This window comes from Streptomyces sp. HUAS MG56, from assembly GCF_058673395.1.
The window spans coordinates 2,902,870-2,915,546 of the sequence record NZ_CM178722.1; the positions used below are offsets into that span (position 1 = coordinate 2,902,870).

A 12,677-nucleotide genomic window follows, 5' to 3' on the forward strand; every position below is an offset into this window, starting at 1 on the left:
TCCGTCAGCCCTGGTCTGCTCGTTCTCATGCTCATGCCTCCGGCCCGGCCAAGACGAAGTCGTCCTGGGTCAGAGTCGGTTGCATCGCCTGCAACAGTCGCTGTTCAGCGACGTCGGCGTAATGCGAGGACAGCTCCACCCCCACGAACTGCCGGCCTTCGCGCAAGGCGGCTACGCCTGTGGAACCGCTGCCGGTGAACGGGTCGAGGACGGTGCCCCCTTCGGGGCAGACCTGCACGAGCTGCCGCATGATCTCGACCGGCTTCTGTGTGATGTGGACACGGTCCTTGCGGGGCTGGGAAGCGATGAAGTGGCCGGGCAGATAGAGGTCTCGGTTCTTGTCGAGGCTGCCCTTGACGCCCCAGATGATGAACTCGGCCGACTGCTTGAACCCACCCTTGCGGGGCCGACTGGCGGGCTTGATCCAGGGGATCGTGCCGCTCCAGGTCCAGCCCGCCATCTGCAGGGCGTCGGACGTGGTCGGCTCCTGGCGCCAGTCAGAGAAGACCATGGCGACGGAGTGCTCGGTAGCGGCCCGGTACGCCTCGGTGAGCAGCTCGGTCAGCCAGCTTCGATAGCTCCGCTGGTCGCGGTTCTCGCCGGGGAAGTTCTGCAGGTCGTGCGCCGATCCGGCCGTGACGTACTTGGCGCGGGCGGTGCGGCCGGTGCGGTCCGAGCTGGTGCGTCCGCCGGAGTTGTACGGGGGATCGGTGATGACGGCGTTGACGCTCTCGTCCGGGAGGGTCTTCAGCACGGTGAGGGCGTCGCCTCGGTGCAGCGTGTAGCTCATGTGCGGGGCCTCTTTCAGGGCACGACAGGACTGGACCCGCTCCGGACGGCGGTCAACAGCGGCCTTTCGGAGCGGGGTTGCGCCGGAGGTTAGCCGCGATTTCCGGCCGTACCTAACGAGCCTGCGCCGTGCTTCGGGCCTGGGTTCGGCGGTCGTTTGGTGCGGCCGGAATCCCGGTCTACTGTCTCGCCATGTCACCGAGGCGGAGCCCAGCTCCACCCTCGCTGACCTGTGCTGATCCGTGTTTCCGCGTCCAAAAACGTGGGCCGGAAGGCACGTTGACCCCACGATCCCGAAGCCGTGAGGAGACCCGGTGCACCGCCTGAGATTACGAGCGCGGCTGGCTGCCGCGCATGACCTGAATCCGGCGTCCGGGAGCTACCAACTCCCCTGACCCGGACCCGCCCTGAGAGGCGGATTCACATCGGCGCGGTGCCGACGGCTTTGCACGAGAAGTCGGCACCGCGCCTCCTACGAACCGCGAGGAGCCGCTGCGATGCAGCACGCCCTGACACGCCCACGCCCTGACCCAACGCCGTTGCCCGGCCGGGCTGTCCGCCCCAGCGAACGGCGGCGTCCGTGAAGAAAACCACCGGAGCAGTCGTCGGTCTCTTCGCCTCTGGACCGCTTCTGCTGGCCGTTCCTATCCTCGCCATCGGGGCCGGGACTGCTTCGGCCTCCTGCTCGACCGGCGGTACACAGGGCGTGGATACCTCAGCCGTTGCCGCTCAGGTGAAGGTGATCCTGGACGGCGGAGGCAAGGGCACGGTCTCCGTGCCGGGCCTGGACGACCCAGCCGAGCAGATCCCCAACGCCAAGACTATCCAGGCCACCGGCATTGCGATGAACATCCCCGCCCGGGGCCAGATCGTGGCCCTGGCGACAGCCCTGCAGGAGAGCGGCCTGCGGAATCTGGCCTACGGCGACCGCGATTCGCTGGGCTTGTTCCAGCAGCGTCCGTCGCAGGGCTGGGGCACCACGAACGAGATCCTCAACCCGGTGCACGCCTCGACGATGTTCTACGAGGCCTTGGAGAAGGTCTCGGGCTGGCAGTCCCTGTCCGTCACCCAGGCCGCCCAGGCGGTGCAGAAGTCCGGCTTCCCCGAGGCATACGCGAAGTGGGAGCCCCTGGCCACTGCCTTGCAGCAGGCGATCGAGCCGCTGTTGTCGAAGGCTGGCGGCACGTCGCCGAGCCCCTCGCCATCCGGCTCGGACAGCAAGGCCAGTGCTCCGCCGAGTACCGGGGGCGGCTGTATGGCCGACGGGGACGGCACCGACTTCGGAACCATCCCGCCGGGCGCAGTGCCGGCCGGATACAAGATTCCGGCTGACGCTCCACCCAAGGTCCAGACGGCGATCCGCTGGGCGCTCGGCCAACTCGGCACCCCGTACCAGTGGGGCGGGAACTGCACCGACTCCCACGGGCCCGACCCCATGGGTCGCTGCGACTGCTCGTCCCTTATGCAGCAGTCGTACAAGGCCGCCGGGGTCACCCTCACGCGGACGACGTACACGCAGGTCAAGGAGGGCAAGCCGGTATCGGTCGACGCTCTCCGGCCCGGTGACCTCGTCTTCACCGGGGGGACTGCCGAAGTCCCGGAACACGTCGGGATGGTCGTCGGCCAAGGCTTGATCGTGAACGCTCCGCACAGCGGCGACGTGATCCGCCTCGCGACCCTCGCGTCCTGGAAGCCGCAGATTCTCGCGGCCCGCCGAGTCGTCTGACCGGCGCTTCTCTCCCTCCCCTTCCTGCACCGACGTTTGGCCCCCTCGGGCTTTGGCGTGCATCAAATCAAACTGGAGTTCACAATCATGTATCTCGCCGACAAGGTCGTCCAGCTCGCCTACGACCCCGGGATCAAGCCGAACGGAGGCGGGCTGCCGGGCTTGGCGGTGCTCAAGGAGGTGATGGGCTCGATCAACCTCTTCGGAATCGTCGCCGTGGTCGGCGCGCTCGCCGTCAGCGCGGGTGTGTGGGCCTGGGGCCACCACTCCGGCGGCCACCAGGCCGAGGCCAACGGCAAGAAGGGCGTGCTGGTCAGTGCCGGCGCGGCCCTCCTGCTGGGTGCCGCGAACGGTGTGGTGGCGTTCTTCAGCACGCTGGGGACGCAGGTCCACTGATGTCTCCCCGATCCACGAACCCCGGCGGCGCATCTCGCGTGCGCCGCCGGGCGCTGCTCGGCACTGCTGTCCTGGTGGTGCTCGTCGTCCTCGCTGCCCTGGCCGCCTACCTCACCCGTGACGGCAGGAGCTCATCCAAGGCTCCTACGCCGCACGTGAGTTCAGCTTCCTCGTCCTCCCCGACCGCTCCTGCTTCCGCTTCGTCACCTCCGCACGACAGCCGCGGGGACCTGCCCGTCCCCCCGTCCACACACGACCCGATCACCTTCGGTAAGGCGGCAGCCGCGGCGCTGTGGTCCTACGACACCCGCGCCTACTCCCAGCATGAGCTGCTGGCCGCCCTGCACAAGTGGCTGACCAGCGAGCCCAAGTACGCCGACACCGCCTCGGTCGACGCACTCGTCCCCTCGCGCGTGCTGTGGAAGGAGATGGCCGCCAACGGCCAGTTCGCCACCGCCATCGTGAACGAGGCGCACTTCCCCGACTCGTTCACCCAGGCCCTGCAGGCGGACCCCGGGGCGATCACCACCGCGTACGTCTACGCCGTGACCGTTTCCGGCAAACAGTCGATCGCCTGGAACGGGTCGCAGCACGGCGGCGCCGAGAACCGCGTCACCACCCTCGCGGTCCAGTGCCGCCCCTCCCAGCCCTGCGCCCTGGCCGGTGTCCTGTCGGCCGTCGCGCCCTGACCCCCGCCCCAGAAAGGAGGTATCGCCATGGGAGTCTGCGACTTTCCGCTGATGGACAAGGTCTGCGGCGCCGTCGACTTCGCCACGAACCCCGCTGGGTCCGTCACCGACGGCATCGGGGCGTGGATCGCGAAGTCTGCGGGTGAGCTGGCCGCCAGCGCGGCCGACCTCGCCGCCAAGGCCGTCAACGAAACCACCGCCATCGATCTCAACGCCGGATGGTTCCGGGACAACTACGAGCTGCTGTTGCCCATCGGCCTCGCCCTGACCGTCGGCACGTTCTGCATCCAGTTGATGTTCGCGGCCTGGCGACGGGACGAACGCGCCCTCGCTCAAGCCGCGATCGGCACGATGACCGGCGTCCTCTTCTCCTTCTGTGCCGCCGCCTTCACGTCCGTAGCCATCACGGTGGTCGACGCCCTGTCCGACGGCCTGTTCCAAGCAGCCAACAGCTCAGTGGACGACGCGATCCGCCGCGTCATCAAGGTCAACGAGTTGGGGCCGATGTACGGCCTCGGCTGGGGCGTCCCAGCCCTGGTCGCCCTCGGCTGCGCGATCGGCGCCTTCATGTACTGGGGCGTGATGGTCGCCCGCAAGGTCGGCGTCCTGATCATGGTCGCCCTCGCGGTCTTCGCCGGATCCGGCGGCGGCTGGGAGGTCGCCAAACGCTGGCGGAGGGGCTGGACCGAAGCCACCGCCACCCTCGTCGTGTCAAAACTGCTGATGACCGTGGTCTTCCTGATCGGCGTCTCGGCCATGGGCAAGTCCGACGCCAAGGACGGAATGGCCGCCCTGTCCGACGCAATGGCCGGCATCGTCGTGATGCTCCTGGTCCTCCTCTGCCCCTACGCCACCTACAAGTTCGTCCACTGGGCGAGTGACGGCGGCGGACACGACGACCTGCACCGTACCGGCGTCGCCGGCATGGCGGTCGCCGCAGGCGCCGCGAAGACCGCGGGCAGCCTCGCGCTGCAGGCCAGCACCGGCACTCCCGCTCCGCAGGGGCCGAGCCGGGTCCCCGGCGCGGGCAGCGACGGGGTCGCCTCCGGCATCAACCCCACCGGCGGCAATCTGAGCAAGGAGGGCATCGACGCCGGCCCCCCGAAGCCGCGGACCACTTTCCGGTACGGCGAGGACCCGAACGCCTCCGGCGACAAGGGCCGCGCGCTGATCCAGCGCCCCGGCATCCCTGCGCTGATCACACGGCCTGCCGACACCGAAGCAGGAGGCTCTGAGGGGGTTGCTCCCTCCGCCGCCCAGCCCGCTGGTGCGTCGACTCCGGGCAGCAGCTTGACCCGCGCAGGTGCCGTGTCGCCCAGCGGTCCCGGCGCACCGCCGCCGCTCTCCACCGGTCCGTCGGCGACCGGCTCCCCGACTCCGACGAGCTGGGTCTACCCCAACCAGCCGCCGTCCGGGTCCTGACCCACCACCCCCCAGGGGCGGGCTGCGTCCCTCCAGCCCGCCCCCCTTCCCCCCGACCACCCGAGACGGAGTCCTGCGATGACCTCCAGAAGAGCGCCGCGCCTTCCGCCCCTTCCCGCCCACTCCCACTGTCTGGAACCGCCATGTCTGACAACCCCCAGGCCGAAGCCACCACGGCCACCGTGAAGTTCCCGCACCGCAGCAGGCGCGGCATCCTGCTCGGCCTGACCGCGCCGCAGCTGATCGTCGTGAGCCTCACCGGCCTGCTCCTGCTCGCCGTGATCCTCGCCCGTGGTGTGGTCGGCGCTCTCGAACTCATCCCGTTGTGGGCTGCCATCGCCCTGCTCGTCTTCGTCCGCTACCGAGGCCGGGCCCTGGCCGACTGGGCTCCGATCGTCACCCGGTACGCGCTGCGCCGGATGCGGGGCCAGTTGATCTGGCTCGCCCGGCCCTCCCGCCGCCCGGTCCGCGAAGGACTCCTCCACCTGCCCGGTACCGCAGCCAGCCTGCGCGTGGTCACCGCGCCCGACCGCCGGTACGGGGCGGTCCACAACCCCCACACCGGCACGTTGACTGCCGTCGTCAAGGTGTCCTCCCGCGCCTACGCGCTGCTCGACCCGGGCACCCAAAACGCCAACGTCAACGGCTGGGGGCGTGCCCTCGCCGCGCTGGCCCGCACCGGTCAGGTCGCCCGGATCCAGGTGATCGAGCGCACCGTGCCGGACTCCGGCGACGCCCTGCGCCGGTACTGGGAGGAGCACGGCCAGCCCGATGCCCCGGTGGCCGGCCAGGTCTACAGCGAGCTGATCCAGAATGCGGGCCCGGCGGCGGCTCCGCACGAGGCGTACGTCGCGGTCTCGCTGGACGCCAAGGCCGCCAGGCGGCTGATCAACCAGGCCGGTGGCGGTCTGACCGGATCCTTCAGCGTCCTGGCGCAGTTGACCTCGACCTTCGACCAGGCCGCGCGCACCGCCGGGCTCAACCCCACCGGCTGGCTCACCGCCCACGAGATCGCGGCAGTCGTACGAACGGCATACGACCCCAAGGCGCTTGCCCCACTGGACCGTTGGTCCTCCTCCGGGCGCCCCGAGGCTGACCCCGCCGCCGCCGGTCCGGTCGTGGTCGTCGAGAAGTCGGACCACATCGCGACCGACTCCGCCGTCCACTCCACGTACTGGGTGGAGAACTGGCCCCGCACCGAGACGTCGGCGGGCTTCCTGCACCAGCTGCTGTTCACCGCCGGGGTCCGACGCACGCTCTCGCTGTCGTACGAGCCGAAGGGGCTGGACGCCGCCCTGCGCGATGTCCAGCGCAAGAAGGCCAGCGTGATCGCGGACGCCGCCGAGCGAGCACGGCGCGGCCAGGTCGACTCCGAAGCGGACTCCATCGAGTACCAGGACATCAAGTCCCGTGAGCGCCAGCTCATCGCGGGCCACGCCGATGTCGCCCTGACCGGCCTGCTGACCGTCTCGGCCGACTCCGAGGAGGAGCTTCGTTCCGCCTGCGCGGTCGTGGAGACCGCGGCGGTCGGCGCCCAGCTCGACCTCAGGCCGCTCACCTGGCAGCAGGCCGAAGCGTTCACCGCCGCCGCCATGCCGCTCGCCCTCGCCGCCTGATGCCGGCCCATCTCCCCTCCGAAAGAGCACCCCCATGTCCCGCACCGCCAGCCCGACCGCGCAGGACTTCGTGCCCTTCGCCACCGCCGCGCTCGACTTCCACCGCGCGCTCAACGTGCCAGGCGGTCCCCTCGTCACCACCCGCGCCGAGTTGGACGCCCTGCACGCCCACCTCGTCTCGCTGCACGGCCTGCTCGACGCACACGCCGCCCGCACAGGCCGGCTCGTGCCGATCGAAGGCGACCAGCTCAGCACCGCCCGCACCCGGATCTGGCAGGCCGCCGACCACGTCCACGCCGCCTACCACGCGGCCCCCCGACCCGGCTCCGGCGAGGTCCCCGACCGCGAAGCGTGCCAGGTCGGCCTGCCAGAAGGCGCACCGGAGCTGACCATCTGCCAGCGCCACCAGCGCAGCGCTCACCTGGTCCGACGCCGCACCACCCCGGCCGACCTCCACGCTCCATTCACCGGCCTCGTCCGCCACTGATCCTGCCATCCGTCTGGAGAACCGTTCATGCCCCGCACCCGCGCCAGCGCCTCCCACCTGTTCATCCCCCACAAAGCATCACGCGCCGAGCAACGCGCCGCCCGCGCCGGTTTCGCCGCGGCCCGACGCCAGGCCCGCCTCGCCGAAGCCCCGCCCACACGCCGCGACGAGGAGGCCCTCGACCCGGAGCTGCGGCCGACCTACCCGCCGTCCGGACGCCCCGGCTCCTCCTCGGCACGCGGCGGCAAGCTCAGCCTGCCCGCCCACCGGATGACCACCGCCACCGTGTCCGCGGCCTATCCCTTCCTCGCCGAGGGCGGACTGGGCGCGGAGGGCATCTTCATCGGCCGCGACGTCCACGCGGAGGCCGCGTTCTGCTACGACCCGTTCTCGCTGTACAGCAGCGGCCGGATCGAGGGCTTCACCAACCCCAACGCGGTCCTGGCCGGGATCATCGGCATGGGCAAGTCCGCGCTGGCCAAGTCCATAGCCACCAGGGCAATCGCCCACGGCTACCGGGTCTACGTGCCCTGCGACCCCAAGGGCGAGTGGACGGCCGTCGCGCAGGCTCTCGGCGGCTACAGCATCGCGCTGGGCCCAGGGCTCCCGGGCAGGCTGAACCCTCTGGATGCTCCGGCCCGGCCCGCCTCGGTGAGCGAGGACGACTGGTCGGCCGAGGTCCGCAAGCGCCGTCTCCTGCTCCTGGCCGGCCTCGCGCGCACCGTGCTGAAGCGCGATCTCCAGCCGATGGAACACACGGCCCTGGATCTCGCGCTGGACCTGGTCGTCGCCGAGGCCGAGGCAGGCGGCACCGTGCCGCTGCTCGGCGAGATCGCGCACACCCTCGGCTCGGCCGAGCTCCTCGACCGGGCTCTCGGCGACCACGCCGGGCACATGGGGCCCGCCGCGCAGGACCTCGCGCATGCCCTGCGCCGTCTGGTCCACGGCGACTTGAGCGGCATGTTCGACGCGCCCTCGACCGTGGCCTTCGACCCGACCACCCCGATGCTGTCCATCGACCTATCCCGCCTCGGCGGCTCGGGCGACGACACCGCGCTGGTCCTGGCTATGACCTGCGCGAGCGCCTGGATGGAGTCCGCGCTCGCCGACCCGGACGGCGGCCGACGCTGGGTGATCTACGACGAGGCATGGCGCGTGATGAGGCACGTCGGCCTGCTGGAGCGCATGCAGAGCCAGTGGAAGCTCAGCCGCGGTCTCGGCATCGCCAACCTGATGGTCATCCACCGCCTCAGCGATCTGCTGAGCGCGGGCGACGCCGGCTCACGCGGCCGGGTCCTGGCCGAGGGCCTCCTCGCCGACTGCTCCACCCGCATCATCTACCGCCAGGAGCCCGACCAACTCGCCGCCGCCGCGTCGCTGCTCGGCCTGACCGGTGTCGAAACCCAGGCCGTGTCCGCCCTGACCAAGGGCCGGGGCCTGTGGAAAGTCGCAGGTCGGAGCTTCATCACCCAGCACATCCTGCATCCGGCCGAGCGCGAGCTGTTCGACACGGACGCCCGGATGCATGCAAAAAGCGTCGAGTTCACCGCAACTGACGATTTCTCAGTTCTTACGCTACACAAGGAGGCGCGGCAGTGAGCCCCTGCGGGGTCGCGGGTTCCCGGTCCGGGCTCGTCCCTGGTCTCGGTGCGGTCGAGGACGCCGCGCCGCTCCAGCGCCACCCAACGACCGGCCCGGCCGCGAGTCCGGACAGCGGCGCACCGGCAACTGACGGGAACGACCGCCTCGCTACAGCCCCGACCGAGAAGTTCACCGACCTGTTCCACCAGGCCGTTACGGAGGACTTCGGCGCGGTGGCCCGCCTGCATCAGATGCTCGAAATCGCCTCCGAGTGGTGTCGCACCCACGGTGCCCCAAGCAGCGCGTCCAAGTTGGACGCCATCGCCTCCCGGCTGACCGACCTCGGCGAGGAACTGCATCTCGTCCCGGAGAACGTCGACCACGAGATCCGCTCCCGGTCGCACCAAGCAGCAGCGGCCCGCCTCTCGCCAGCGGCGCCGACCCGGGGAACTTCCCCCGGCCAGCAGAGCGACGCTCCTGCTCCGGTCCCACCATCCGTCACGCGCTCGCTGCCGCGTTCCCGGTGAGGTACCCGTATAGAAACGAGGAACGACCATGCCCACCTCCCCCGACTCCGCCGCCACCCCTGACCGCCAGCCGCAAGATGCCGGCGAGCGGGCGACATGGCGGACGCGCATCCAGGCCCTGGCCTCCGCCGCCGACGGCATCACGCAGGCTTCGGACCAGTGGGACGCGGTCTCCGACTCGTACTGCGACGAGGACGGCTGGCCCGTCGATGAAACCGGCTACGCCGACGGCAAGCTGGCCCGGGACGCCGCCGCCTGGGAACACGTCGAGACCTTCCTGACCCACGGCCCCGAAGTCCTCACTGGCGTCCGGGCCGCCGTGCAACCAGCCGACTACCTTGACGGCCCGATCAGCGCCGACCTGCTGCGCCTTCGGGGAATCGACTCCGTACTGGAACGAGCAGGCGAGATCCGCCGCGAGTGGGATCAGGTCATCGCGCTCATGGAGGGGTCCATGCCCGGGTCGCGGGAGCTCTACGAGAAACAAGCCCGCGAGATCCGCAACTCCGAAGGCTGGCACTACGCCGACGAACTCAGCTACAGCGGGGCGGCGTTGGCCAGGGCTGCCGATCACCTGACCGACCGGATCGGCGCCGACCTGTCTGCACACACCGGGCGCGTCCAGGCGGCCCTGGCCCGATCCGCCTCCGGCCAGCGCGGTGCCTCTGCCACTTCGCCGTCGGCCTCGGCAACGCCGGACCCCCCTGCCGCGCGCCGCTCGCGCTGACAGCTCTAGCGCCAACTTCCGGCGAGGCCAAACCGCCCGATCACCGGATCCTCAACGAACACCACTACCCCCACCCGCCCCCGCGCGGCTGCGGCTTCCCGCCGTCGACCGCTGGGGACGGCCGACCACGGAGAAGCCCCATGCGCCCCGATCAGACCCTGGTCACGCTCCAACGCGAGGGCACACGCATCACTGCGCGCACCAGCGAATCCTTCGTCCAGGAAGCCGCCGCCGGCACGTCGGAGCATGAGCACCCGTACGGCCACTTGACCACGCCGCTTCGGCAACGCGGCCTGGCTTGCACTGTCGAGTACGGCCTCAGCGACTACATCGTCCACGCCGAACTCCCCGACGGCAGCGCCCTGATCATCTCTCCGCCCCAGGAACCGCCTACCGACCACCCGCCCGGGTATCCCGAGAGCTGGTTGGTGACGCGCGGGCATCCCGACGACTCCACGCTCCACGAAGTGATCTACGACTCGGAGCCCGACGGTCCTCACGCCCGGCATGGCGGCAGCATCCCCCGCCTGCTCGCTGCTATCGACACGCGCCTGGATCAGCTCGGCGTGCCGCCCCGACCGGAACTGTGGCGACCTGCCCAGGAGAGCGCTGCCGACGCGGTTCTCCACCGTGCGGGCTTCGTCCCCGTCGTGCTGTTCCGCGAGCGCTTCCACCGACTGCCCTCCGCCATGACCGACCTGGTCGAGCAGCGGCAGATGGTGACCCGGGCCTTCGACATGCTTCAGGCCGAGGGCTTCGACGTCTCGTGCGATCCCGACCTGCTCGACCCCGGCCTGCCGCCCCCTGGCGATCACGGGCTCAGCCTCGGCGACCGGATCGGCCACCTGACCCAGTCCATCCAGTCGGCGGCGCATACGAGCGAGGCCGTCGCCGCACTGAGCGAGCTGACCGCTCCCGGTGACGGCGTTCTCCAGCGGGTCGTGGAGTTCTTCAACACGACGGCCGACTGGTGGGAGGGCCTGGGCGAACCCGCCGATCCCCACTACGCGAACCGGCTGCGTTACATCACCAAGAAGCTCGACTCCTACGCGTTGGAGATTCGGTCCATGCGCGGCGAGCTGGCCGACCGGCACACCGGCCACCCCGACAGGGTCCGGGCCCGAGTGGACCGGGTCGCCCCGGAGGAACCGGCGGCGCCCCGAGTCACCGCCGCTCTCGCGGTCTCGCCGACCGCACGGCGCACGACCCCAGCCGCGCTGCCGTCAGCTTCAGCGGTACGTCCCTCCCCGCCTCCCGCCCGACCCTCGTCCGCACCCGGTCGCTGACCGCTGCCCAGCCTGGAGCCCGCCGTGTCCCGCACCAGCAGAACCATCCCCGACCTCGACCGCCCCTCTTCCTCTGCGCGAACCGGATGGATCCGCCATGCCCGCCCCCGAGCACGACCTGCTTCCCGACGTCGCGGTCGGCCGCCACCCCGACTTCGGCATCGTCGCCTCCACCCCGAAGCATCTGGCCGCAAGTGCCTGGGTGTTGAAGGGATTCGACTTCCACCCCGTCCCCGACCACCCCAGCCTGTACTCGCTGGCCAACCAGCAGCGTGATGGGCAGGGCCGCGCTACCCGGGCCGTCGCGCTGCTGCGCAAGGCCGGCTACCGGGTTGACGTGGACGCCGCGTTCGACCCCTCGCTGGCCTCCGAACCAGCGCCCGCCCGTGACCGGCCCCCGCGCGTTGAGCCGGACGTCGCGTTCGCCGAGCATCCGCAGCTCGGCGTGGTCGCCGCCACCGCCGACGGTTCCTCCGCTCTCGGCGGCCGACTCCTCCTGGAAGAGCACGGCTGGCGGCATAACCCGAGCCTGGACATCTACACGCTGCCCATCACCACCGACCGCAGCGGGGCACTCGGCAAGGTCGCCACCGCCACGCAGGCGATGCACCGATCCGACCTCCAAGTGGCGGTGCAGCCCCTTCTCGCCCAAGACGTAGCCGCGCGCCGCTCACCCGCGCACACGACGGCAGCGCGCCACCAGCGCAGCCAGGGCTTCACCACTCACAAGTTCCCCATCAGCGCCGCCGCGCTCGCCGCCAGTCTCGCCCGCGCCGGCCTGCCGGGTAAGGCGCCGGTTGCCGCGCCCGCCGCCTCCGGCCCGGCGGCCCGCCCGGTGGACCCGCGCATCGCGTTCTCCCGCAACCGCTGACCCAACTCCCGTAAGGAGCAGTTCCCATGGCCGTGAAGACCATTTGGCAGATCACCCATTCCTGTGGGCACCAGGCTGAGCGAGACCTGTCCGACCGGGCGGCCGACCGTCGCGCGGGGTTCGCCGAGTGGCTCGCCAAGCAGGAGTGCACCGACTGTTGGCGGGCCACGAAGGAGGGCGACGAGCAGGACAAGGCCGCATGGCTGGAGGCCAAGCGCGCCGCAGAGCAGGCCGAGTCCGAAGCCTGGTCGGAACAGTACCGAATGCCGCCCCTCGAAGGCCGCGAGCGCGCCGTCGCCTGGGGCGTGCGCTGCCGTCATCAGCTCCTGGCTGCCGCGTACACCACTCTGGTCCTCGATGGCGAGACCAGCGAGGCGGAGTGGGAGGAGATCGAGGAGGCGGCTCGCACGATCACCCGCGCCGGCTGGTGGATTGATCAACGCTCCTCCGAGCCCGGCGACCTGACCGAGTTGCTCGAGGCGGCCACCGGAGCCGACCGGCCCACCGAGAACCCCCACTTCTGACGCCCAGTGCCCCGCTTCGGCGGGACACCGGATCGC

General features: G+C 70.7%; 13 protein-coding genes. 12 read left to right on the forward strand and 1 reads right to left on the reverse strand.

Annotation, left to right across the window (positions count from 1 at the left end):
• Nucleotides 1–31: 31 nt before the first annotated feature.
• Nucleotides 32–790: a DNA-methyltransferase gene (locus tag AC4OXY_RS13810; protein WP_491993995.1), complete on the reverse strand. Its 759-nt coding sequence runs from the start codon at nt 788–790 to the stop codon at nt 32–34.
• A gap of 579 nt (nt 791–1,369) precedes the next feature.
• Here AC4OXY_RS13810 and AC4OXY_RS13815 point away from each other — a divergent pair.
• The 12 genes from AC4OXY_RS13815 (at nt 1,370) to AC4OXY_RS13870 (ending at nt 12,641) form a co-directional block, all read left to right on the forward strand.
• Nucleotides 1,370–2,515 (forward strand): C40 family peptidase, encoded by a 1,146-nt coding sequence (locus AC4OXY_RS13815; RefSeq protein ID WP_491993996.1) that lies wholly within the window; start codon nt 1,370–1,372, stop codon nt 2,513–2,515.
• An 87-nt stretch (nt 2,516–2,602) separates the two neighbouring features.
• The gene (locus AC4OXY_RS13820; RefSeq protein WP_491993997.1) at nt 2,603–2,911 is read left to right on the forward strand and encodes a DUF6112 family protein; all 309 of its coding nucleotides are present in this window, start codon (nt 2,603–2,605) and stop codon (nt 2,909–2,911) included.
• Nucleotides 2,911–3,600 (forward strand): hypothetical protein, encoded by a 690-nt coding sequence (locus AC4OXY_RS13825; protein WP_491993998.1) that lies wholly within the window; start codon nt 2,911–2,913, stop codon nt 3,598–3,600. The genes AC4OXY_RS13820 and AC4OXY_RS13825 overlap by 1 nt, the downstream gene beginning before the upstream one ends.
• A 27-nt stretch (nt 3,601–3,627) precedes the next feature.
• Nucleotides 3,628–5,022: an SCO6881 family protein gene (locus AC4OXY_RS13830; RefSeq protein ID WP_491993999.1), complete on the forward strand. Its 1,395-nt coding sequence runs from the start codon at nt 3,628–3,630 to the stop codon at nt 5,020–5,022.
• 143 nt (nt 5,023–5,165) lie between these two features.
• Nucleotides 5,166–6,638, forward strand: coding sequence for an SCO6880 family protein (locus AC4OXY_RS13835; protein WP_491994000.1), 1,473 nt, complete (start codon nt 5,166–5,168; stop codon nt 6,636–6,638).
• A 34-nt stretch (nt 6,639–6,672) separates the two neighbouring features.
• Nucleotides 6,673–7,125 carry a DUF6238 family protein gene (locus AC4OXY_RS13840; RefSeq protein WP_362616788.1) on the forward strand — a complete coding sequence of 151 codons (453 nt, stop codon included), beginning with the start codon at nt 6,673–6,675 and terminating at the stop codon, nt 7,123–7,125.
• A 27-nt stretch (nt 7,126–7,152) separates the two neighbouring features.
• The gene (locus AC4OXY_RS13845; protein ID WP_491994001.1) at nt 7,153–8,724 is read left to right on the forward strand and encodes a putative type IV secretion/conjugal transfer ATPase; all 1,572 of its coding nucleotides are present in this window, start codon (nt 7,153–7,155) and stop codon (nt 8,722–8,724) included.
• Entirely contained in the window at nt 8,721–9,233 is a 513-nt protein-coding gene (locus tag AC4OXY_RS13850; protein WP_362616797.1) for a hypothetical protein, read from the forward strand. The genes AC4OXY_RS13845 and AC4OXY_RS13850 overlap by 4 nt, the downstream gene beginning before the upstream one ends.
• Before the next feature lie 28 nt (nt 9,234–9,261).
• A complete protein-coding gene (locus AC4OXY_RS13855) occupies nt 9,262–9,960 on the forward strand; it encodes a hypothetical protein (protein ID WP_362616799.1) in 699 nt (232 codons plus the stop codon).
• A 140-nt stretch (nt 9,961–10,100) separates the two neighbouring features.
• Nucleotides 10,101–11,246 carry a hypothetical protein gene (locus AC4OXY_RS13860; RefSeq protein ID WP_362616801.1) on the forward strand — a complete coding sequence of 382 codons (1,146 nt, stop codon included), beginning with the start codon at nt 10,101–10,103 and terminating at the stop codon, nt 11,244–11,246.
• A 97-nt stretch (nt 11,247–11,343) separates the two neighbouring features.
• Complete coding sequence (locus AC4OXY_RS13865) at nt 11,344–12,117, forward strand: hypothetical protein (RefSeq protein WP_362616802.1); 774 nt, start codon at nt 11,344–11,346, stop codon at nt 12,115–12,117.
• Nucleotides 12,118–12,143: 26 nt separating this feature from the next.
• A complete protein-coding gene (locus AC4OXY_RS13870; RefSeq protein WP_362616804.1) occupies nt 12,144–12,641 on the forward strand; it encodes a hypothetical protein in 498 nt (165 codons plus the stop codon).
• Nucleotides 12,642–12,677 lie beyond the last annotated feature (36 nt).